This is a genomic window from Alkalicoccus luteus, assembly GCF_012034335.1.
GTDB lineage: Bacteria > Bacillota > Bacilli > Bacillales > Salisediminibacteriaceae > Alkalicoccus > Alkalicoccus luteus_A.
Genome location: NZ_JAATHJ010000042.1, coordinates 1 through 20,647 on the forward strand (window position 1 = coordinate 1; position 20,647 = coordinate 20,647).

Genomic DNA, 20,647 nt, shown 5'->3' on the forward strand with positions numbered 1-20,647 from the left:
GTAAAAAAACAGTCGTGTCTGTCTGTTGTGACGTTGTTCTCCAACAAGCAGAGCCGTTTCCCCGATGTGTCCGGCGGGGACGCCTGTGGAATCAGCGCAGTCTGAAGATTCCGTGCCGTTCAGATCTGCGAACGGCATCACCGCACGAGCGGAGCCGGACTGGGTCTTGAAGGCTTCTCGTGAGAAGCCTGTGTCCGTGTGAAGCCGTGCCTTTCTTTCCTTCATACAGGGGTCACCCCGAGAAATAGCTGAAGACAAGCCCACGGCAGGCTCGGTAAACAGAGGGAAAATACAATCAATAGAATAATCATGTAAGCTGATTGACTTTGTCAACAGCCTGGCAGCTCCGGCCATATCAGGCCGGAGCTGCTTTCGATTTCCTTATTCGTCTGGCTTGAACGTTCGTTTGCCGAGCTCCTGATCGAGCAGCTCGAACGCCTGACTGTCCTGATCCATGCGCTTCAGCCGGTGAATGAGCGTATCAAACGAAGCCTCTTCCTCGACCTGCTCTTCAATAAACCAGTTCAGAAACGTCATCGTCGCGTGCTCACGCTCGTCCAGCGCCAAGTCAGCGAGCTTGTAAATGCGCTTCGTCACTTCTTTTTCATGCTCGAGTGATTTTGTAAATGTTTCCTCGACGGAAGCGAATGTATTGTCCGGATCGGGCATGCCGGTGAGCTCCGCGCGGCCGCCGATGTCGTTAATAAACTGATAAAACTTCATCGCATGGAACCGTTCCTCCTCCGCCTGTGCCAGATAAAACTGCGCAAATCCGTCCAGGCTTTCACCGGAGCAGTAAGCCGCTGTTGCTGTATATACGTGAGCAGAATAAAATTCATAGTTCATCTGTTCGTTCAATGCGTCAATAAGTGTTGTGCTGATCATGTTACATCGCGCTCCTCTCTAGTAAATGTTCAGGCAGCCAGCCCGCGTGCAGCACAGCTGCCGGAATTTCCCCGGAACGCCGTCCGGCGCGGTCGAGCCACTGCTTCGAAAACGAGTATTCGCGTTCCTTTAAAATCATGCCGATTCCCTGATTTGCACTGTAGAGCTGCATTCGGCTAAGCGCACGAAGCGCCTCGTCCCGGTAGCGAGGTTTCGTCAGCACAAGCACGTGCATCGGCACCTGCTCGTACAGCTCCATCATGCGGTTATGCCAGCGATCTTCACGCTCATACATGCCGTGTACGATTTCTTTGACAAGCGGGCGCTTCTGTATGCCGTGAAACAGAAGCAGCCTGGTTTCAGCCCGGGCTTCCGGACTCATCTCCACGGAGGCTTTTTTCCAGCTGACGGATACTGCGGACGGCTCCACATCCCGGTCCTTAAAGCAGCGCATAATCCGCCGTTCCATCATCATCTTTTCCATCATGGCGCGCATCGCCTGCATTTCTTCGGCTGTCAGCATGGCAGCCACCTCCCCTTACAGATGCCTTTTAAAGCGACGAGAAATCGGTCGTAAGCTCTTCCGGCGGAGTTGGTTCTTTCCGTTTCGGCTTGTTTTTTTCCTCATAATAGCCAAGATGCAGAAAGCCTGCGATCCGTTCACCAGCCTGCACGCCAAGCATGTCACGGACGTGCGGCTCGTAAATGTGAGGATTTGTCTTCCATACGGTTCCAAGCTGCCGTTCTGCTGCAAGCAGCTGGAAGTTTTGAATCATCGAGCCGATCGCGCCCATGTTTTCATCCTGCTGCTTCTGGCGCGGATCTTCTTTCATTATTACAATTAAATAGGCAGCCGGCTCCATAAACAACTTGCGGCGGTTTTCATGCTCCCGTTTTGCATAGTGTCCGAGCAGCCCTTCAACAAATGCTTCCTTTTCTTCTGCGCTTACATAAACGAAGCGCCACGGTTCACGCAGTCCGTGGTTCGGCGCCCATACGGCATCCCGAAGCAAATCCATCACCAGCTTTTTCTCTACCGATTTATCGGTGTATCCGGTTTTAATGGAGCGGCGCTCCCGTATCGCCTTTTGCAGCGGCGTGATAGTTGATAAATCGTTCATATGCTATCCCTCTTTCTATTGCCAGTCTTTCCCTTTATTGTATCAGACGGGCACCCCCGTTAGCATCTTAAGCGGCACCGCCGATAAATGATAACCATTCTCAATGGTGTCGAAAAAAAAGAGAGGGGGGAATACTTTTTTTCGGAAGTGAGAAAGTGAGAATGATTATCAATTAACGGTGCTCTTTTATCATAGTGCAGCTTTTAAAAACCGTCAAGTCTTATCTGCAGAAATTCCCTAAAAAAATAACGTGTCCGGCAGCTGAAGCCTGCGAAGATGACGTTCCCGCGCTTAGCTTCTCTCCGGACGGGGAAGGTACCGGAGTAGACACTGTGAAGGAGCTGATTGGATGAACACGCAAGAACTCTATGCCATGATCAACGAAGCATCTGAACACCTGGAGCTGCATGACGATTTTCAGCAGCTGCTCCGCATTCCGGAAAGGCAGCTCGCCTTTTCGGTTCCATATGAATCCGATGAAGGCAGCATGCGCGTGGTGGAGGGTTTCCGTACACTGCACTCCTCCCTGCTGGGCCCCGGTAAAGGCGGCATCCGGCTCCACCCGGAAACAAACATCGACGAAACGTCGCTGCTCGCCTCCTGGATGACGATGAAAAATGCCTTAATGCACCTGCCCTTCGGCGGCGCAAAAGGCGGAATTGCTGCAGATCCAAAACAGCTGTCTGATAAGGAACGCGAGCGCGTGATCCGCTCCTACATCCGCAAGCTGTCCCCTTACATCGGCCGCGACCAGGACATTCCCGCTCCGGACGTCAACATCGGCCAGCAGGAAATCGGCTGGATGCTGGATGAATACGAAAAACATCTGCACGATCCATATAATGCCGTCTTCACTGGAAAGGATCCGGTCATTGGAGGCATCCCGGGCCGGGTCGAAGCAACTGCAGCCGGCGTCGTTCATACGATTCGCTGCTGGCTCAAGGAACAGGACCGCAGCCTGAACAATTTGAAAGTCGCGATCCAGGGAGCCGGGAACGTTGGATCATTCTGCGCCCGCATTCTCGCTGATAAAGGGGCGATCATCACGGCGATTTCAGACTCCTCATCCACTGTCATTGATGAGAACGGCATTAACGTGGAGAAAGTGTTAAAAACAAAGACCGACACGGGCAGCCTTGGCGGAGACCATGAGTCATCGGCCGTATTTGAAGTGCCGTGCGACGTGCTGATCCCGGCCGCCATGGGCGGCGCTATTGATGAGGAGACCGCCCGGCTGATCCAGGCAGACCTGATCGCAGAAGGCGCGAACGGTCCGGTAACAGCAGATGCAGATCGGGTTCTGGAAGAACGAGGCATTGATGTTCTGCCGGATATCCTAGCCAATGCCGGCGGTGTCGTCGTTTCCTACCTGGAATGGCGAATGAACGAGCGCAAGGAAGAATGGAGCAAGGCCGATGCGCTGAGTCAGCTGGAGCACTACATGCGCCAGGCCTTCAGCCGCACGAACCGGACCAAGCAGGAGTCCGGCGTCTCCTACCGTCGTGCTGCCTATTACACGGCCTGCAGGCGTCTTGCTGATGTGATGCAGGCACGAGGCCTGATCAAGTAGCCTGTCCTGTCCAGATCGTCCACCGGTCGGCTTCTGTCACAGTCCCTTCCGGAAGCTTCGTCAGCAGAAAATCGAGAAACGCTTCCAGCTCGCTGTCTGTCAGCTCGTGTAAAATACTTCGTCCCGTTCGCTGACGGAGCTCACCCAGCAGCTGCTGCCTTGTTGCAAACTGCTTTCGCTTCTCCCATATAGAAAAAGCCGTCGCATTGGTAAAGCCGGCAGCCTTCATCTGCTCGAGGACGTCCATTTTATTCGGACGCCTCTTTTTTTCGACCTCGGCAAGGTGCGGAAAATAATCAAGCAGCCAACCCCGGATGTGCGAGTGGCTTCCGGGAAGCAGACAGTCTGAAACGGTCCGGTCCTGTATGATCAGCCGCCCTTTAGAACGCAGCACCCTCCCTGCTTCCTGCAGGAAAGCGCCGGTATCCGGCAGATGATGGATCAGCGCCCGGGCAAGCACCAGATCCTGGCTGCTCCCGGGAAGACCGGTTCGCTCTGCGGTTCCCTGCTGAAATGACAGCCGCCTCTCGTGCTGATGACGTTCTTTTGCATCGCGAAGGCTTACTTCCGAAAAATCAATGCCGACTGCTCTATCAGCCCCAAGTTTCAGCAGCTCGTTCGTATAGATCCCTCCGCCGCAGCCAATATCTGCGGCATGCTTGCTATCTTCTCCTGCTGTCAGCTCCTGCATCGTTTTTACCCAGTCAGCGTCCGTATCCCTGCTGTTATAGCTTCCTTTTAACCGTTCATCGTGAAAATGGATGCTCATGTGTTCTCACCTCCCTTCCATTATATCCTTTTTATGTAAATAAATCCGAATCCGCGCTTCTTTTAGAGGATTTTGACAACTTGCTCCCTTTTCCTGTATGATGACGACAAACTTGATAACGTAATGAACAACAGGTGATCTGCTTCGCCAGATCTTAAAAGGGAATCCGGTGTAAATCCGGAACGGTCCCGCCACTGTAAAAGGTTAGCAGCCACTGTACCACTGGGTTTATCCCGGGAAGGAGCGGCTGTGTTCATCCTTAAGTCAGGAGACCTGCCTGTCGTTCCTTACCATCAGCCCTACGGGTCATAGGGAGGTGGAAACAGGCTTGTACAGCTTTGCCGCAAAACACGTGCGGCTAAAGCTTGATTCGTGCTGGAAAGACACCTGTTTTGTCCTGCTGCCGTGCCGGAAGGGTTCCCCCCTTTTGGCACGGCTTTTTGTTTGTGTCGGCGTCATACATTTGAAGGAGGAATGAAGCATGAAAACATCTGTACAAGGCTATCCGCGCATCGGTGAAAACCGGGAGTGGAAGCGCGCACTTGAAGCGTACTGGAAAGAAGAAATAACCGCAGCGGAGCTGCAGGAACAAATGAAAGCCATCCGGCTGGAAAGGCTCACCCGTTTGGAAGCAAGCGGACTCGATCTGGTGCCGACAGGCGACTTTTCGTATTACGACCATATGCTGGATACGGCATTTATGTTTAATCTGGTACCGGAGCGTTTCGCTTCCTTGTCCGGAAATGAGCTTGATCAGTATTTCGCAGCCGCACGCGGGACGAGCGAGGCGCCTGCGATGGAAATGACGAAATGGTTTGATACGAACTATCACTATATTGTGCCTGAGCTGGAGGACAGCTGGGTGCCTGATGTTACGCGCAACTATCCGCTTGAACAGTATCGGGAGGCAGAAGCCGCGGGCATAAAGACAAAGCCGGTGCTCGTCGGACCCTATACGTTTATGACGCTTGCAAAGGGACTGGAAGCTGAGCACCGCGACAGCTGCATGTCTGTACTGCTGTCTCTGTATGCAAAAGTGATTGTCGAGCTGTACGAAGCAGGTGCTCCACTCATTCAGCTTGATGAGCCTGCTCTCGTCACGTCCCTGACCCGTGAAGAAGCCGGGCAGGCCGCTAAGTGGCTCCAGCAGCTGCTTGACTTGGTCCCGAAGGCACCGCTGCAGCTGCAGACGTATTTTGAATCGCTGACGCACTGGGATTTATTCGCCGCTCTTCCGTTTCACGCCTTCGGACTCGATCTGATGTATGACGACGGCGACACACTCCAGCAGCTGCGGCAGCATCCGCCTCACCAGAATGCGGCGCTCGCAATCGGCGTGATTGATGGCCGCAACGTCTGGAAAAGCGACCTCCGAGAAGCTCAGCAGCTCGTTCACAGCGTCCAGTCCCTTTGCCCGGAAAATCAGCTGATTCTGCAGCCAAGCTGCAGTTTGCTGCACGTACCGGTTTCCCTTAAGCAAGAAGAGCGCTTTGTTGAAGACTTGAAGCAGGGCATGGCTTTCGCTGACGAAAAGCTGCAGGAGCTGCAGCTGCTGAAGCAGGTATGCACCGGTGCTCCGGAAAGCACGCTGGACGATCACCAGGCCTCTCTTTCCAGGTTCCGGAAACGTTATCCGGCAGCTGGAGACACCAGCAGCGAAAAGCTCGCTATGAGAGAGCCCGTTTTTTCACGCCGGGCTGAGCTGCAGCAGGCCCGTTGGCAGCTCCCGCTTCTGCCGACGACAACGATCGGCAGCCTGCCTCAGACGACCGATATGCGAAAAGCAAGAACCGCCTATCGGCGCGGAGAACTATCCGCTAAACGCTACCGTGCAATGGTGGAAGAAAAAATGCAGCGCTGGATCAAGCTTCAGGAAGATATCGGGCTCGATGTCCTCGTGCACGGCGAATTTGAACGCAACGACATGGTAGAATTTTTCGGAGAAAAACTGGACGGTATGGCCGTCACACAAAACGGCTGGGTCCAGTCGTACGGCTCCCGCTGCGTCAAGCCGCCGCTCATTTACGGCGCGGTATCTGCTCCAGGTTCGATGACCGTCTCTGAAACCGCCTATGCCCAGTCACTGACGGATCGCCCTGTAAAAGGCATGCTCACCGGACCCGTGACTATTTTAAAGTGGTCATTTGAACGGAGCGATGTGCCTAAATCTGTAACCGCCTATCAGCTTGCGGAAGCGCTGCAGCAGGAGGTCGAAGCACTCGAAGAAGCAGGGATCGGCATGATTCAGATAGATGAACCAGCTCTACGCGAAGGCTTTCCGCTGAAAAGGGAGAAACGTGCCCATTACCTGGACTGGGCCGTCAACTCGTTTCGCGCAGCGTCAGCCGTTGCCCAGCCGGAAACCCAGATCCATACGCACATGTGCTACAGCGACTTTCACGATATGATCGACGCGATCAGTGCCATGGACGCCGACGTCATTTCCATTGAAACATCGAGAAGCCACGGCGGCCTGATCCAAGCGTTCGAAGACAACACGTACGACAAGGGCATCGGACTCGGTGTTTATGATATTCACAGCCCACGTATCCCGCCTGTTCAGGAAATGACCGACATGATCGAACGCTGCCTGAACGTCCTGCCGGCCTTCCAGTTTTGGGTGAATCCGGACTGCGGCTTAAAAACCCGCAATGAATCGGAAACAGAAGCTGCCCTTCGCAACATGCAGCAGGCGGCAGAAACCGTCCGGGAAACTCTTATAGGCCAGACGAGCGGCGTGTAAGGGTGAAGCGGTCAACGGCGAAAGGTTTCTTTTGATGGAGGAGAGCGTTTGATAAGTTGCAGGTGCAGAATGAAAACTTTCGCATGCGAATGTATAACTTTTTCGTTATTTCGAACGAATGTTAATAACGATAATAAGTTGAAGCGCGAGCTTGATAAGTTTGAGTCGCCGAATGAAAAGATTCGAGCATTATTCGATAAGTTGCGGCCGGCAAATGAAATGTTTGAGGCCAGCCAAAACTTATGCATGCCCCGAACCATTCAGATCATGCTCAACATGAAACAATGAAAAACTCCCGGATGCTGCGATCCGGGAGCTTTCTTCTTTATCTAAAAACCAACTTATTACCACACTCAACAAAAAAATTTCTCAACAATTATTTAATTTACATAAAATGGTTTACCATACTTCTACGTGCAATATATGCTAAGAAGTATAATGCCTGCATAAAATGGAGAAAGGCGTCACAATAGGTATACGCGACTGCTCTTTTACTCTCATAGTGAATACGTTGAAGTACCGGCATCGCTATTTGTCATAGAAATGTCGCGTAAATAATGGTTCCATCCATATGGAACAAGCTCGTGCCCATCGTAACCAAATGCTTCAACCTTACCGCCAGCTGCCGAAATCGGAGACACTCGACTCCGGGAGGATCAGAACGAGGCGAAGATCCAGCGCTTCCGACAGCAGGAGGAAGCGGTTAGCTGAGCCCGTTCCCTCCGGAAAGCGAGTGTCCGCAGATACAGGCAGATGCAAGGTGAATCACCTATAAAGACTTTTTCAACAGACTGGAAAAGCTCCCGGATGCTTAGACATCCCGGGAGCTTTTCTTATATTCTAATAAACAAATGCGCGGTAGGCGCCGACAAGTCCGTTTCCAAAGTGGTTGGAGTTGCCAAGCGGCTGTGCGGAGTTGTTCAGCACGCTTCGTACCTGCTGGGCAGAGTAGTTTGGACGGTAGTGCATCAGAAGGGCTGCAACACCGGCTACGTGCGGAGCTGCCATCGACGTTCCGTTGAGGCTGCGGTAGCCGTTGTTTGGATACGTGCTCTGAATGCTGACGCCAGGTGCTGCGATTTCAACAGCCGGACCTGTGCTGGAGAAAGACGCACGGTTGTTGTTTGCATCAACAGCGCCGACCGCCATGACAGAATCATATTTAGCCGGGTAACCGACAGAGTCGCCTGTGCCGGATGCATTGCCGCTGTTACCTGCTGCAGCGATGAGGAGCAGTCCCTGATTGTAGGCATAGTCCGAGTAAGCGCGCAGGATCGCGGAATCAGTCGGACCGCCGAGAGACATATTCACAATGTCCATGTTGTTCAAAACAGACCATTCAATTCCTTGCGCAATGCCTGCGTTAGACCCGCTGCCGTTCTGATCCAGAACTTTGACCGCGTAGAGGCGGGCCTGAGGTGCTACGCCGAGAACGCCAACACTGTTATTCAGCGCTGCCACTGTACCTGCTACGTGCGTACCGTGGCCGTCGTTATCAATGTAAGGGTTGCTGTCGGGCCAGCTTGAGAAGACGGAGTGCCCGCCATACACGTTCAAATCCTGATGGTTGGCGTCAATACCAGTATCGAGAATCGCCACGCGGACGCCCTGTCCGAAATAACCGAAACGATGTACATCCGGAGCTTGTACCTGGGATATGCCGTAAGGAACGGTCTGCATCGCCTGTACTTCTGCATCTTCTTCTACGTATTCTACATGCGGATGGTTAGATAGTCCTTTTGCTTGTCCTTCTGTTAAGGAAAGCTGATAAACCGGCAGCAGTTCAAATTCATAGAGAACATCTTCATCCTCTACGCCGAATGCATTCAGCAGTCCTTTTTCAGCATTGCCGGAAAACATCACCAGATAGTCTTCTTTGTCCTGCTCCCCTGCTGATACAGCGGAAGCAAACAGTCCCCCCGTGATCATCATTAAAGCAGCAAACAACCAGATAAAACGCTTCATCCAAACACTCCTTATGCAGTTTTTTTCACCGCGGCGGTGAGCGGCCGTCATTTCACATAATTTTCCGAAAAGTCGGCTCCTCTTTATATTATTCGCCACTCGAAAAAAGACAAGCTCGTTTGTAAGTATTTGTAAGGATGACGTATGACGCAGCTAAGAAAGCACCTGCACACATCCAATAAATGGATGTAAAATCTTCGGCTTTAAAGCGGTGCTGCATATCCGCTTCACACCGCAAACAAAAAGCCACAGGCAGCTCTCCTGCGGCTTCACGATGGTACTCCGGTTTTCAGAAACTGGCGCAGCTTTTCCTGATCTGCAGCGATTTTCTCCTGCAGGCTGCGGTTATAGAAAATGGCAGCCGGGTGAAAGGTCGGAAACAGCAGATAGTCACGGTCCGACCAGACGAACGCGCCCTCTTGAAGGCGGCGGACCGGCGTCCGGATAAACCGGCCGTGGCAGTCGCCTACTTTATAGTCCGTTCCTGCCAGCCGGCGCAAGCCGATGTTGCCGAGCGTAACAATCACCGGAGCCTCAACGTGGCTGAGTTCATAATCGAGAATCGGTGCATGAGCGGTTATTTCCTTTTGAGTGGGAGGCCGGTTATACTTTCGCTCAGTCACTGTTCCGTCCCGGTTATTCCGCTTTCCCCAGCGGTAAGGTCGGCTGCGGACCGCGCTGGTGATATATACTTCTTCACGTGAAAGTCCGAGGCCTTCCAGAAAGGCCATCAGCTCTTTGCCTGCTCGTCCGCTAAACGGAACACCGTTATGAATTTCCGTCTCTCCCGGTGCTTCCCCGACGAGCATCATCGCCGGCTTTTCAGGTCCGCTTCCGTAAACAAACCCTTCCAGCGCAAAGTCTTTGCTGTCTGCTATGACGCGTTCTGCTAGTGATTCCGGTATACGCACAGGTACATCCCTCCTGTTTGTTTATTCATATCCCCGCTTTTTGAAAAGAAAAAACAGTCCTGCAGACGTTTTCCTATAGTGACTCATGATTCGTTTTGCGAACAGGTCTTAGAAGATCATCTGACAGGGTACATACTTTCATCCTGGTTCTTACATAGGTCTCAGGTACTTTTCGCCTGTCGAAATATATCTCGTTCTAGGAATTAAAACGTTTTTTTGACTATTCAGTCTAATGTGCAGAAATATTTGATAAGGTAAAAAGACGTTTTTCAACTGAAAATGGGGAGGAATACATAATGAGGAAAACAGCAGGACTGCTTTCTGTTTTATTGCTTGGCTCCATCTTTTTTGCGCAGCAGGATGAGGCCAGTGCCGACACAGAACTGCAGACGAACATTGATACTGTGTCACTGACCGAAGAGAGAACGGTAGAAGTCAGCGCTGATTTGGGCAGCGACGTTGACCTCGACAGCGTGGAGTTTACATTCGGTGGGCGTGCGCTCGAGGAATGGCGTCAGCATACGGGCGGCACGTCGTATAACGGCAGCTCGTTTATCCAGGTGAAAGAAGGGCCTTACCTGGATGATGACGGACTAGTACGAGCGGAAATTGAGTTCGGGCTGCTTTACGGCACAGACAACCTGGCACCCCGCAACATCCGCACGCAGTACCAGCAGTTCATTAACGACTATGAGCTGGCAATGACCGATACACAGAGCGGGGCTTCCGCGGAAACAACGCTTCGCTACAACGTGTATGATGAGTTCCTGTTTTACGATGAGCTGAAGCCGGCGATTGATGATGTCCTGAATCAGGCGTCAGATTCCGGCCGCTACGTGCAGTACGAAAAGGTCGGTGAGTCAGTGGAAGGCCGTGATATTCACTTTGCGGTTGTAGCTAAAGACGAAGCAGCAGTCGACCGCTATTTCGACGAAACCTTGCCGCAGGCGCTGAACGATCCAGCCGCGCTGAAGGACGCGATCGCGTCCGGAGAAGCCGGTGATTATCAAGTTCCGGTCTGGTTCAATAATATTCATCCGGACGAAGTAGAAGGCGTCGACGCTCAGATTGAGCTGTTCCGCGACTTTGCGCTTGAAGAAGATATCACGTTTATGAATACGGACGATTCGGAAGAGTTTGAAGTAACGATGAACGTCGATGAGGCGCTCGATGACGTGATTATGCTGTATATGTTTACGAGCAACCCGGACGGCCGCGCCTATAACACCCGCGGAAATGCGGAAGGCTTTGACTTAAACCGGGACAATGCTTACCAGACGCAAGTGGAAACACAGGCGGTCAACGAGCTCGTTTCCGAGTGGACGCCGCTCTCTTTTATTGATATTCACGGCTACGTAAATGGATTTTTAATTGAGCCGGCTACACCGCCTCACAATCCGAACTTTGAATATGACCTTTTAATCGATAACATGCTCGAACAGGCGCATGCGCTCGGGCGCGGCGGGATAAGCAACTCAAATCTCATCTCCTACTTTATTCCGAAGCTGGACTGGGAAGACGGCTGGGATGATATGACCCCTTCCTACACGGCGATGTACGGGATGCTGCACGGCGCTTACAGCCATACGGTTGAAGCACCGACGCTGAGCCAGGATTCCTACCGTGCCATGGTCGGAAGCAGCCTTGGCGCCATCGATTACGTACTGGAGAATAAGGACGAGCTTTATGCCGATCAGCTTTCCATCTTTGAGCGCGGGGTGAACAATGAAGATGACCGCTCCGTCGACGAGCACTTCGTAAACGCCGCCGGCGAATCAATCGGACGTGTCCGTGACGGCAACGACAACTTCTTCCCGGACTACTACGTCATTCCGGCAGATGAAAGTGCTCAGAAAAACGTACTGGAAGCCTACAACATGGCAGACTATCTGCTTCGTAACAGCATTGACGTGGAACAGCTAACCGCAGATACCGAGATTGACGGCGTGACGTATCCGGAAGGCTCGTTTGTCGTACCAATGAACCAGGCGAAGCGCGGTCTCGCCAACGCCATGCTGTATGAAGGCGACGATGTATCAGACTGGAATGCGATGTACGATCCAATCGTTATCAACTTCCCGGCGCTGCGCGGCTTTGACATCACGGAAGTACGTGATGAAGGTGCACTGGACGGCCTGACGGAGCAAGTGGAAGAAGTAGCCGTACCAAGCGGAAGTATCACTGGCAACCCGCCTCGTCAGATCCTGCACAACAATACGAATGATGCGGTGCGCATCGTGAACGAACTGCTTGCAGACGGCAAAACAGTTGAAATGTTTACAGACTCCCGCGGCAATGCTTCTGAAGGAGATTACCTTGTCGAAACAGCGGATCTGCGGGAATTTGCAGATGAGTACTATTTCAACACAGAACCTTACGGAAACGGCCGCAACGCCGGCATGATCGAGCTTTCCCAGCAGCAGGTCGCTGCAACGGGCTCCGATCAGCTTGACTTCTCGCTCCGCCAGCTTGGCTTTGAGCTGACGGATGCCGATGATGCCGATGTCATTGTAAGTGATTCCGGCAGCTTCGATCCCGAACTTGCAGCCGGGAAATCCTTTATCGGAATCGGTGTACAGGCGCTGAACTCCGTCCGCAGCAATGCCGGACTCCCTGGCTTCAACTTTGACTTCACACGTGCCAACCACGAAGGCTTGTTTGAAGCAGAGCTTGCTGATCATCCGGTCAACGCAGGATATGAGTCAGAAGAGCTGATGTATACGACGACAGGAAGCTGGATTACAGATGTGCCGGAGGAAGCGGACGTGCTTGCTACCTTCGCCGATTCAGATGATTTCTACCAGGCCGGCTGGTGGCCGGGCAACAATAATGCCCAGGGACAGTTCATGTCCTTCACAGCGGAAACAGACGATACCACCTTTACGCTGTTTGCCAACTCGCTTGCTTTCCGCGCTCATACGGAGCACAGCTACCGCATGCTCGCGAACAGCATTTATCAGTCCGGTACGACGGAATCCGAGCGCTCGCATCCAGGCCGCGGCCAGACAGCTCAGGTCGAAGTGGAAGGCGCAGATGCAGCGATTCAGTCCAACAAGCCTGCAGGCAATGTATCCGCCCGGGCGCTTGAACAGGCCGCAGAAGGATCTGCCGTTTCCCGGCTTGCTGCAGAAACACGCCTCGGATCAGAGGGTGCTTCTGTCACATTCGATACAGCCGGCGTTCAGGCACTTGCCGACGCGAATCCGGATGCGGTGCTCGACGTAACCGCAGAAGGCGTGTCTCACGCTGTATCGGTGCAGGAACTGCCGCTTGAGGAACTAGACAGTGCCGGCACGATTACGATTGAGCTGACGGTGGAAACAGAAACCATCAGCCAGCGTGAAGAAGAAGATCGAATCGAGACCATTACGACGGTAACCGTTTCAGCCGACGACGAGGATATCCTTTCCTACCCGGTTCTTTCCACAGACGAATAAAGAATGAAGAGCGCCTTCCATTGCGGGAGGCGCTCTTTATTTGCGGGAGACGTATTCAATTTATAAAAACAACGGCAGCAGCTGGGACGTCAGTGTAACGAAAACGAGCGCAAACGGATAGGCTGCTGCATAGGCGACCGCGGCGTCATCGGTTGAGACAAGTTTGTTCAGCACACCGAGACCGGGCGTGCTTGTCATGCCGCCGCACAAGGAGCCGAGGGCGTGCACAGAGCTCATCCGCAGCAGCTGCCAGGCGACGAAAAAGCCGATCAGCATCGGCACAATCGTAATGAGTGCCCCTGCTGCAATAACCGTCAGTCCCTGCTCTGCTACCGTATCCACCAGTCCTTCCCCTGCCGTCGTTCCGGCCCCAGCTAAAAATAAGACTAGCCCCAAATCTCTGATTACCTGATTGGAAGGCTGGAAGAAGCGGGCCCGGATCGGTCCGAGCCTGCCGAAATGGCCGATGATAAGCGCAATGAGAAGCGGGCCGCCGGCTGCTCCGAACGACACGGACTGCTCTCCCGGAAGCGGCAGTTCGATCATGCCTGCCAGCACGCCTAACAACAAAATTAAGCTGAGCGAAAGCAGGTGCACGTTTGTAACAGGAAGCTTTCGTCTGCTGAACAGCTTCTCCACTTCTTCCACGCGGTCCTCGCTGCTGACTACCGTCAGCACGTCCCCTGCTTCCAGCCGCCAGCCCGGATGCTGATTAAATTCAAAGCCGCCCCGCTCTACGCGCGTGACAGTCACACCGTAGCGGCTGCGAAGTCCGAGCTCACGCAGGCTTTTGCCGATTAAGTCCTCTGCTCCGACTGTTACCTTTCTTAATTCAACCCGGTCGGCGCTGATAAAGGAATCGTCGCTTTCTTTTCCGAGTTCATCCCTGACCTGCTCCAGATCCTCCTTTAATCCGACCGTTACCAGTCTGTCCCCCTTCATAATCACCGTGTCGCTCAGGCTGATAATGTTCCGGGTGCCGCGGATGACCCGGCTGACAACGGCCGACGTACCGCGCCCTGCTTTTAATTCCTTCAGCGTTCTGCGGTGCGCCGCTTCACTCGTCACCTCAATAATCATCACTTCCGGTGACTCTCTGCTCCGCTTTGGTCCGGACTTTTGCTCCAGTTCCTGCATCAAATTGACACGAAACAGCTTCGGAAAAAGCTGCACGAACAAGACAACCGCCAGCACCCCTACCGGGTACGCAATCCCGTAGCCGACCGAGGCTGCCCCATCACCCGTGGCGTCGATCGCTGCAGCAAGTCCCGGCGTACTCGTGAGCGCTCCGCTCATCATGCCGACGGCGAGCGCTTCCGGCAGATCAAACAGCGCCGCTACCGCAATCGTTACAGCCGCCGCAACTACGATAATCAGCATCCCGATCAGTCCGTACTGCATCCCGGATGTTCGCATCATACGGAAAAATCGCGGGCCTACCTGCAGTCCGACCGCTGCGATAAACAACGTCAGCCCAAGGTTTTGGACGGTTTCCGATACTTGATAGCCATAGTGACCGAAAAACATTGCCGTAAAGAGAACGGCGCTCAGTCCCAGGCTGATTCCTTTTATATGTGCTTTCCCAAGCACAGAGCCGATAAATAAGATCGTGAACAGAAGAACGAGCGGTTCTTCCAGCAACTGTTGAACGACCGTCATAACCGCAGACCTCCACATCCTTTTGTCTGTGATGTACCCGTTTGCCCTGTTTTTCAAGCGGCCAGGGAATACTGGAACTTAAATTGAATTTTTAGAATATTATTGCTAATTTAGGTCGATTATGCCATAATGGGCCTTGTACTCTGGTACATATTTCAAAACAAGGAGGATGAATGTGTGATGAAGAAATGGTTCGTAACGTTCACCAGCGCTGCTCTCATCGGTTTTGGAGGTATGTCTGCGGCTCACGCCGATCACGAAGAAGGTACAGTAAACTGTGATGCATTTAGTACAGGAGAAGAGGTCTGGGAGTTCTGGGAGTCGCATGACTACAGTTCTGAAAACGATCCTGAAGGCCTTGACGGCGACAGCGACGGCGTTCCATGTGAAAGCCTGACAGTAGCTGATGGTTTGGAACAGCGTTTCCTTGATTATGATGAGGATGCCACCACTGAAGCTGTTGAAGAAAACGGAAATGGCGAAAATGAGAACAACGGAAACAACGAAGAGGCCGCTGAAGAAAACGAAAACAACAACAACGACCACAACGACGCGGATAACAACGCAAACAATAATGACAATAACCACGACGATGAAGGGAACGAAATGCCTGCAACGGCTACTTCTTACCCGACTCTCGCACTGATGGCGCTGCTTGCAGCAGGTGCCGGCGGCATGATGCTCATGAGACGCCGCACGACAGCCACTGAATAAAAAAATGAACCGCCTTCCGGATTTTTCAGGAAAGCGGTTTTTTTACTGGTTACAGATTAAACACGATCGCTCTCATTCCGATTTTACTGTTAACAAGGATCGAAACTCCTTATGTGAGTCAGCGAATTACTTTATTCCTATTTTTATTTTCCATAAAACGATCAACACTAAACTTTCTGAATATACACACTTTCCTCACATTTTTATCTTATTATGGAACGAAAAGAGGGAGGGATCCAGATGGAACATCATCAGGGACACGAGCATAACCACCAGCCAGCAAATCACGCAAATCATCTGAACGATTTTAAACATCGATTTTATGTCTCAGCTGCAGTTATGGTACCAATCCTTGCCCTTTCTCCAATGATTCAGGAGTTTTTAGGGCAAAACTGGCGCTTCCCGTTTGATATGTATATTCTTTTTCTTCTATCTAGTTTTGTGTACTTCTACGGGGGCTGGCCGTTCTTAAAAGGAATAGTAAGTGAAATGCGTGATCGGAATCCAGGAATGATGACGCTGATTTCCCTGGCCATTTCTGTCGCCTATTTTTACAGCACAGCCGTTGTATTTGGCGTTCCGGGACATGAAATGTACTGGGAACTCTCTACCTTAATCGTAATCATGCTGCTTGGCCATTGGATTGAAATGAAATCGATTGCCGGCGCCTCCAGCGATTTAGAGGAACTCGTCCGTTTCATGCCTTCCAGCGCCCATTTATTACAAGAAGACGGGACAACCGTCGAAGTGAAAGCTTCTACTCTCACTCCGGGTCAGCGTGTCCTTGTAAAACCTGGAGAAAAAGTTCCGGTAGATGGAACCGTTGCACAAGGCAGATCTGACGTGGATGAATCAGCAGTCACTGGTGAATCGGTTCCTGTTTACAAAGAGGCCGGGGATTCTTTAATCGGAGGCTCGATTAACAGTGAAGGTGCGTTAACTGTGGTCGTTGAAAAAACCGGTCAGGAAAGCTATTTGTCCCAGGTAATTAAATTAGTCCAGGAAGCACAGGAATCGAAGTCCCGGACACAGGATCTGGCAAACAGAGCGGCTAAATTTCTTTTTTATGTCGCCGTTATCGCCGGAGTACTAACCTTGTCTGGATGGCTTGCTGCCGGGTTTTCGACTAACTTTGCGATAGAACGAATGGTAACCGTTATGGTTATTGCATGTCCGCACGCATTGGGACTTGCTGCCCCGCTTGTAACGGCGGTTTCTACCTCCCTCTCTGCTAAAAAAGGACTTTTGATTCGCAATCGGACCAGCTTTGAAGAAGCAAGATATCTGAATGCCGTGCTATTTGATAAAACCGGCACGTTAACAAAAGGTGAATTTGGAATTACGGATGTCATAGAAGAACATGCGGACAGAAAAACTATTTTGTATTACGCAGCCTCACTGGAATCCTCCTCTGCTCATCCAATTGCCCAGGGAATTGTGCGTTCTGCTGAGAAAGAAGGAATCAATTACTCCCCTCCTGAAGAGGTCGATTCGTTAACGGGAAAAGGATTGAGCGGCCGGATTCAAGATAAACAAGTTCTTGCAGTCAGCCCCGGTTATATGCATGAAAATAAGGTCTCTTTCCATGAGGCTACTTTTCAGCAATTATCCTCTGAAGGGAAAACGGTCATTTTTCTCATTGTTGATGATGTGTTATACGGGATGATCGCACTTGCTGATCAAGTGCGCGAGGATTCCAAAGAAGCAGTCCGGATCTTGCATCAAATGGGAATCGAAGCCATGATGGTTACAGGCGATAATCGAACCGTCGCTCAATGGGTCGGCAAGGAACTTGGACTAGATCAGATCTATGCAGAAGTTCTCCCTCATGAGAAAGCAGAAATCGTGGAACAAGTTCAAAGAGCTGGTAAGAAAACTGCGATGACAGGCGACGGGGTGAACGATGCTCCTGCGCTAGCCGTTGCTGATTTAGGTATCGCCATTGGAGCAGGCACAGATGTCGCGGTTGAATCAGCAGATGTGGTACTTGTCCGCAGCAACCCTTTAGACGTTGCAGCGCTGATCAGACTGTCCCGCTCTACTTACCGAAAAATGATTCAGAATCTTTGGTGGGCAGCCGGATACAATATCATCGCCCTGCCTCTCGCTGCCGGCATACTTTATCAAGCAGGTATATTGTTAACTCCAGCGGTGGGTGCTGTGTTAATGTCAGTCAGCACTATAATCGTTGCAATTAATGCCAAACTGTTAAAATCCGAATAATTGATCTCTGTGCACCTCTACTATAAAGAAACCGGCGGTTGAATAAGTTCAACAAGCCGGTCTTTTTCATCTGCTTCTGACTACGATCAATCCCGCGGCTAGCAGTATGTATGTTGTACTCCTTTTACGAATGTCTCGTCTGCTCCCGGACGTCGAGGGCAATTTTCAGAATGTACAGTAGAATGAGCAGCTTCGTCACTTCCACGATGCCGTTATAAAAGCCCGGACTGTAAAACAGCAGCGCCGTGTGAGGGATAATGACGTTGATCATTACCGCCATTAAAAGCAGCACGATCAACGCAATGAAAACACGGTACATCAAATTCCTCCTTTCAGAAGACATCATACACGCGCGCCCCATTGACTGTCCATCTCACGCCGGATAACCATTCGTTCGTCAGGCTTTCATCGGCCACATCGTCTGATGATACGCCATATCCCAGAACATATACTCAAACCGGGTCGTGTTCAGAAAGATCGTTTCCAGCTTCTGAAGCTCGGCTTCGGAGCTGTCCGCTGTTAACTCGTCCAAAAGATCGATACACCACTGTGCGGTTTGTGCAAACTCCTCTGAGCTGTACATGCGGATCCATTCTCCATAGAGCGGATGATCGGCAGCGCCTGGTATAACCGCCAGTTCGCGCCCTATTTCCCAATAGCTCCACGCGCACGGAAGCAGGGCGGCGACAAGATCACTAAGCGAGCCGTTTTGACCGACGTGCAGCATATAGTGCGTATAGGCGAGCGTCGTCGGTGAAGGCGATGCCTCCTCCAGCTCCTGCTCTGTGATTCCGAACTTCTTTGCGTATTCACGGTGCAGCGCCATTTCCTCATTCATCGTGACATCGAGCAGCTTTGCAAACCGTCCCATCGTCTCTACATTCGTTGCCTTTGACGCCCCAATCGCAAATAACTTGGCATACTCAATTAAGTACAGGTAGTCCTGCACCATGAAAAAGCGGAATTTCTCTGGATCGAGCGTACCTTCTCCCATCTCTGTCACGAACGGATGCTGGTGGTTTTCCCGCCAGATCGGCTGCAGCTTTTCGTGCAGTCTTTCGCTGAATGTCATACGAGTCACTCTCCTTATTCGTTTATCACCGGCTGCCGGGAGCCTTTATAAACCTGATCCGGTGCATACAAAAAAGCTTCTTCCCATCAGGAAAGAAGCGCGTTTCGGCATATGAAAAGAGAAGAATGAACTCTCTACATGCCGCGTCTTCCCTCCGCTAGTGCGAACTAGATCAGGTGATTAAGGGTCGAGACCTCGTCTCTCTCAGCCGGCGTTCAGCTCCCCCAGAGCGGTGCGTTACGTATTTCCTTCTTTTTACCATAGCGGCTGCTCATTTGCAAATGGTCCGATCTACAAAAAAGCAGCTCCTCCGGCTGCCTCAAAGGGGGGTGAAGCAGCCTGGAGAGAGCTGTTTTGTTTACCGTTCGTCCATCATGCGCCAGAAGGCGGGTTTGACGCGGTAATTTTCATCAAAAACGAATGGAGCGTCGACACCGGTGCCGCTGTACTGCTCGGCACGATCATCGAGCCACGTGTGGTTATCGGCGATGCCCCAGAACGTCACGCTGCTGATGTCGGCATCCAGCTCTTCATAGAGAGAGAAGATTTCAGCGTATCGATCCGCCTGTTCGTCATAAAGGCTGTCCGGAATCTCGTCATACGTAGCATAGGCGTTATCCGGCGGCCATCCATACAGGCTGACGTCAAGCTCTGTCACCTGATTGTCGAGCCCCAGTTCCGTAAAGAGCTCGAAGGACTCCCTGGTATCTTCAATCGAGGGCCAGTCAATTTGAATATGTGCCTGGTGACCGATGCCGTCCACCGGCACATCGTCCTCCAGCAGGTCCGTGACCAGATCATACAGATCATCCCGCTTGGAAGGAACCTCTGTGTTGTAGTCATTTAAGTAAAGCATCGCATCATCTCCAGCATGCTCACGCGCTGATTCAAATGCTGTTTTGATGTAGTCCGTGCCGGTAATCTGATACCAGGCGGTTTCACGCAGACCGCCGCCGTCATCAATTGCTTCATTTACGACATCCCAGGCGGTGACAACATCTTTATAGCGATCTACTACGGTTTCAATATGTGTGTCGAGACGCTCCAGCAGCAGCTTTTTGTTTGCCTCCCGCTTCGCCTCATCGGTTTCATCCACCATCGGGCTGCCGTCTTCATCCAGGAAGAACCAGTCCGGTACTTGATTGTGCCAGACGAGCGTATGGAAGCGGAGCTCCATGTCATGCTTTCTGGCAAAGTCAGCGATCCGGTCGGCACCTTCCCAATCCCAGACGCCCTCCTCCGGCTGCAGGGAAATCGGCTTCATCGCATTTTCAGCTACAATGCTGTTGTAGTGGTGCTTCAGTATCTTCCCCTGCTTGCCATTCAGCTGCCACGGTTCCACCGCTGCGCCGATCGGAAAGGAATCACTGAATCTGTCTGCCATTGACTGTACCTGCCATGCGTGAGGCTGTACGTTACCGTTGCCCATCTCCCCTTCTCCGAAAATTCCGCCTTTCGGTGGTCCCTGCTGGCCTTTTCCCTGTGCCGCAGCTGAACCTGCTGCTGCTCCTGCCATCAGTGACACCGCCAGACCGGCAGCTGCCGTACGTTTCCAAAATGACTGCATTCCATTTCCTC

General features: G+C 52.0%; 15 protein-coding genes and 1 riboswitch. Of the genes, 5 read left to right on the forward strand and 10 right to left on the reverse strand.

The features are described from left to right. Positions 1–381: 381 nt before the first annotated feature. From HCN83_RS16785 to HCN83_RS16795, 3 genes are read right to left on the reverse strand one after another with little or no spacing between them, the layout of a single operon-like run. Positions 382–885, reverse strand: a complete 504-nt coding sequence (locus tag HCN83_RS16785) for a ferritin (protein WP_168009401.1) — start codon at positions 883–885, stop codon at positions 382–384. A 1-nt stretch (position 886) separates the two neighbouring features. Further along, a complete protein-coding gene (locus HCN83_RS16790; protein ID WP_168009403.1) occupies positions 887–1,408 on the reverse strand; it encodes a hypothetical protein in 522 nt (173 codons plus the stop codon). 28 nt (positions 1,409–1,436) lie between these two features. Further along, complete coding sequence (locus tag HCN83_RS16795) at positions 1,437–2,006, reverse strand: nitroreductase family protein (protein ID WP_168009405.1); 570 nt, start codon at positions 2,004–2,006, stop codon at positions 1,437–1,439. Positions 2,007–2,355: 349 nt separating this feature from the next. Here HCN83_RS16795 and HCN83_RS16800 point away from each other — a divergent pair, with 349 nt between their 5' ends. Further along, on the forward strand, positions 2,356–3,576 hold the full coding sequence (locus HCN83_RS16800) for a Glu/Leu/Phe/Val family dehydrogenase (protein WP_168009407.1): 1,221 nt from the start codon (positions 2,356–2,358) through the stop codon (positions 3,574–3,576). Here HCN83_RS16800 and HCN83_RS16805 read toward each other — a convergent pair. Then, positions 3,569–4,345, reverse strand: coding sequence for a class I SAM-dependent methyltransferase (locus HCN83_RS16805; protein WP_168009409.1), 777 nt, complete (start codon positions 4,343–4,345; stop codon positions 3,569–3,571). The genes HCN83_RS16800 and HCN83_RS16805 overlap by 8 nt on opposite strands. A gap of 115 nt (positions 4,346–4,460) precedes the next feature. Further along, a riboswitch (cobalamin riboswitch) is annotated at positions 4,461–4,640 on the forward strand. A 186-nt stretch (positions 4,641–4,826) separates the two neighbouring features. Between HCN83_RS16805 and metE the strand changes: the two genes are divergently transcribed. Beyond that, positions 4,827–7,088 (forward strand): 5-methyltetrahydropteroyltriglutamate--homocysteine S-methyltransferase, encoded by a 2,262-nt coding sequence (metE, locus tag HCN83_RS16810; RefSeq protein ID WP_168009411.1) that lies wholly within the window; start codon positions 4,827–4,829, stop codon positions 7,086–7,088. An 840-nt stretch (positions 7,089–7,928) separates the two neighbouring features. On the opposite strand, the gene HCN83_RS16815 is transcribed toward metE, so the two are convergent. Both HCN83_RS16815 and HCN83_RS16820 read right to left on the reverse strand, forming a co-directional pair. Continuing rightward, positions 7,929–9,053, reverse strand: coding sequence for a S8 family peptidase (locus HCN83_RS16815; protein ID WP_168009413.1), 1,125 nt, complete (start codon positions 9,051–9,053; stop codon positions 7,929–7,931). Positions 9,054–9,322: 269 nt separating this feature from the next. Continuing rightward, positions 9,323–9,964 (reverse strand): uracil-DNA glycosylase family protein, encoded by a 642-nt coding sequence (locus HCN83_RS16820; protein ID WP_168009415.1) that lies wholly within the window; start codon positions 9,962–9,964, stop codon positions 9,323–9,325. Positions 9,965–10,260: 296 nt separating this feature from the next. Between HCN83_RS16820 and HCN83_RS16825 the strand changes: the two genes are divergently transcribed. After that, complete coding sequence (locus HCN83_RS16825; protein ID WP_168009417.1) at positions 10,261–13,401, forward strand: M14 family metallopeptidase; 3,141 nt, start codon at positions 10,261–10,263, stop codon at positions 13,399–13,401. A 60-nt stretch (positions 13,402–13,461) separates the two neighbouring features. Here HCN83_RS16825 and HCN83_RS16830 read toward each other — a convergent pair whose 3' ends face one another. After that, complete coding sequence (locus HCN83_RS16830; protein ID WP_168009419.1) at positions 13,462–15,060, reverse strand: aspartate:alanine exchanger family transporter; 1,599 nt, start codon at positions 15,058–15,060, stop codon at positions 13,462–13,464. Between the two features lie 177 nt (positions 15,061–15,237). Between HCN83_RS16830 and HCN83_RS16835 the strand changes: the two genes are divergently transcribed. Both HCN83_RS16835 and HCN83_RS16840 read left to right on the forward strand, forming a co-directional pair. After that, positions 15,238–15,774, forward strand: coding sequence for a hypothetical protein (locus HCN83_RS16835; protein ID WP_168009421.1), 537 nt, complete (start codon positions 15,238–15,240; stop codon positions 15,772–15,774). A 240-nt stretch (positions 15,775–16,014) separates the two neighbouring features. After that, positions 16,015–17,997 (forward strand): copper-translocating P-type ATPase, encoded by a 1,983-nt coding sequence (locus HCN83_RS16840; protein ID WP_246238289.1) that lies wholly within the window; start codon positions 16,015–16,017, stop codon positions 17,995–17,997. A 124-nt stretch (positions 17,998–18,121) separates the two neighbouring features. Here HCN83_RS16840 and HCN83_RS16845 read toward each other — a convergent pair whose 3' ends face one another. The 3 genes from HCN83_RS16845 to HCN83_RS16855 all read right to left on the reverse strand — a co-directional run bounded on the left by HCN83_RS16845 (position 18,122) and on the right by HCN83_RS16855 (position 20,636). Continuing rightward, positions 18,122–18,316 carry a hypothetical protein gene (locus HCN83_RS16845; RefSeq protein WP_168009425.1) on the reverse strand — a complete coding sequence of 65 codons (195 nt, stop codon included), beginning with the start codon at positions 18,314–18,316 and terminating at the stop codon, positions 18,122–18,124. A gap of 78 nt (positions 18,317–18,394) precedes the next feature. Further along, the gene (tenA, locus tag HCN83_RS16850; protein ID WP_168009427.1) at positions 18,395–19,069 is read right to left on the reverse strand and encodes a thiaminase II; all 675 of its coding nucleotides are present in this window, start codon (positions 19,067–19,069) and stop codon (positions 18,395–18,397) included. Positions 19,070–19,427: 358 nt separating this feature from the next. Beyond that, on the reverse strand, positions 19,428–20,636 hold the full coding sequence (locus tag HCN83_RS16855) for an endo-1,4-beta-xylanase (RefSeq protein ID WP_168009429.1): 1,209 nt from the start codon (positions 20,634–20,636) through the stop codon (positions 19,428–19,430). Positions 20,637–20,647: the final 11 nt, after the last annotated feature.

Excerpts from the sequence above, each read along its gene's own strand:
- HCN83_RS16805 (WP_168009409.1), bottom strand. The coding sequence starts at position 4,345 with ATGAGCATCCATTTTCACGATGAACGGTTAAAAGGAAGCTATAACAGC.
- HCN83_RS16795 (WP_168009405.1), bottom strand. The coding sequence starts at position 2,006 with ATGAACGATTTATCAACTATCACGCCGCTGCAAAAGGCGATACGGGAG.
- HCN83_RS16800 (WP_168009407.1), top strand. The coding sequence starts at position 2,356 with ATGAACACGCAAGAACTCTATGCCATGATCAACGAAGCATCTGAACAC.
- HCN83_RS16830 (WP_168009419.1), bottom strand. The coding sequence starts at position 15,060 with ATGACGGTCGTTCAACAGTTGCTGGAAGAACCGCTCGTTCTTCTGTTC.
- tenA (WP_168009427.1), bottom strand. The coding sequence starts at position 19,069 with ATGACATTCAGCGAAAGACTGCACGAAAAGCTGCAGCCGATCTGGCGG.
- HCN83_RS16815 (WP_168009413.1), bottom strand. The coding sequence starts at position 9,053 with ATGAAGCGTTTTATCTGGTTGTTTGCTGCTTTAATGATGATCACGGGG.
- HCN83_RS16855 (WP_168009429.1), bottom strand. The coding sequence starts at position 20,636 with ATGCAGTCATTTTGGAAACGTACGGCAGCTGCCGGTCTGGCGGTGTCA.
- HCN83_RS16840 (WP_246238289.1), top strand. The coding sequence starts at position 16,015 with ATGGAACATCATCAGGGACACGAGCATAACCACCAGCCAGCAAATCAC.
- HCN83_RS16825 (WP_168009417.1), top strand. The coding sequence starts at position 10,261 with ATGAGGAAAACAGCAGGACTGCTTTCTGTTTTATTGCTTGGCTCCATC.
- HCN83_RS16790 (WP_168009403.1), bottom strand. The coding sequence starts at position 1,408 with ATGCTGACAGCCGAAGAAATGCAGGCGATGCGCGCCATGATGGAAAAG.
- metE (WP_168009411.1), top strand. The coding sequence starts at position 4,827 with ATGAAAACATCTGTACAAGGCTATCCGCGCATCGGTGAAAACCGGGAG.
- HCN83_RS16845 (WP_168009425.1), bottom strand. The coding sequence starts at position 18,316 with ATGTACCGTGTTTTCATTGCGTTGATCGTGCTGCTTTTAATGGCGGTA.
- HCN83_RS16785 (WP_168009401.1), bottom strand. The coding sequence starts at position 885 with ATGATCAGCACAACACTTATTGACGCATTGAACGAACAGATGAACTAT.